The 1,327-nt window shown below is 54.6% G+C and carries 2 protein-coding genes; both read right to left on the reverse strand.

Annotated features, from left to right (window positions below; genetic code table 11):
* Positions 1-18 precede the first annotated feature (18 nt).
* Complete coding sequence (locus NW837_RS13565; RefSeq protein WP_414332147.1) at positions 19-510, reverse strand: nitrate reductase associated protein; 492 nt, start codon at positions 508-510, stop codon at positions 19-21.
* A gap of 24 nt (positions 511-534) precedes the next feature.
* On the reverse strand, positions 535-1,327 hold a 793-nt coding region (locus NW837_RS13570), incomplete at its 5' end, for a molybdopterin oxidoreductase family protein (RefSeq protein ID WP_414332148.1).

Consider the following 1,327-nt stretch of genomic DNA (forward strand, 5'->3'; position numbering starts at 1 on the left):
AGCAGAACAGGCTCAGGGCTACTGAAAGCCCGCTCCGTACCGCTTAGCGGTCGGAGCCGGGTAGTTTACGCCAAACTCTCGCAGAGCGGGCAAGAAATTTTTGTTTTCGTGATGGGATCGGCTCAACTTCAGCAAGGCAAATCTCTGGATATCGTGCAAGTTTCTCCAGAAATCGAGGGCAAGCCGGATCCCCAGGTCTTGAGCTTTTTGTTGGACAGCCATTGGGATCTGGTTGGGATTTTGCCATTCAGGCTGGGGGTCAATGGGAATCTCTTGCGCCTCTTCGTGGCAGATGGAGCGAACCAAATGGCGCAGATGGTTGCGGAGTTCTTCTAGATCCTGTGGAGATTCAGAGGGCCAATCAACACACTTCCGCCGCTCTTCTAAGGAAAACTTGGCCCATTGATGGAGCTTGAGCTTGATCCCGCACAAATCCAGCTTTAGGCGCAAGGTCATGGGGATGCATCGCAGAGAGTCGGCAAAATCTTGCTCAAACTGAAACAGAGTCATGGGAACCTCGATTAGGAACCAAATCTAGAGTTGAGGGGATTGCTTGAGCGATGGATCGGCTTTCTCAAGAGCAACGGCGCAGGCTTTTAATTCCGGCTGTCCGGAATCAGGGCAACTGATGTCATGGGTGAGGGCATTACACTCAGCTTGTTCTGCCCAGAGGGATCCCCAGTGCATGGGTACAAATAGCGTACCGGGAGCAATGTTGGCAGTTATCTTGGCCGGGAAATAGGCCCGTCCGCGGGCAGAACGCACTTGAACCCAATCTCCATCTTGGATGCCCAGTTTTTCCGCATCGCGAGGATGGATTTCAATAAAGGGTTGGGGGTGCATTTGCTTGATTTTTTCAATCCTGCCGGTGCGGGTTTGGGTGTGCCAATGGCCGTAAAGCCTGCCCGTGGTTAATACGTAGGGAAACTGGGGATCCGGCGGCTCTGCTAGGCCACGGGAATGGTGCGGGATAAAGCGGGCGCGGCCATCGGGGGTCAGGAAACGCCAATCTGTGTAGAGGCGAGTGGACTTAGGGGCCGAGGTTCTTTCTTTGGGATAAGGCCATTGCTGAGGGCCTTGTTCTGCCAAAAGGGCATGGCTGAGGCCGGAGTGATCGCAGAGGCGATTTGCGGTAAGGGCGGCAAATTCTGCATAAACCTCTGCCGCGGTTTGGAAGGAAAATTGTGCTGCAAAGCCCAACCTGCGCCCCACTTCAGCAAAGATCTCCCAATCGGGTCGGGCTTCGCCAGGGGGGTCTCGAAAGGCTTGACAAAGGGTAACCCTGCGCTCGGAGTTGGTCATCACCCCGGTTTTCTCGCTCCACTGA

Origin of the sequence: Synechococcus sp. R6-10 (assembly GCF_047461815.1) — a bacterium.
In the GTDB taxonomy this organism is placed as follows: Bacteria; Cyanobacteriota; Cyanobacteriia; order Thermostichales; family Thermostichaceae; genus Thermostichus.

Excerpts from the sequence above, each read along its gene's own strand:
- NW837_RS13565 (WP_414332147.1), bottom strand. The coding sequence starts at position 510 with ATGACTCTGTTTCAGTTTGAGCAAGATTTTGCCGACTCTCTGCGATGC.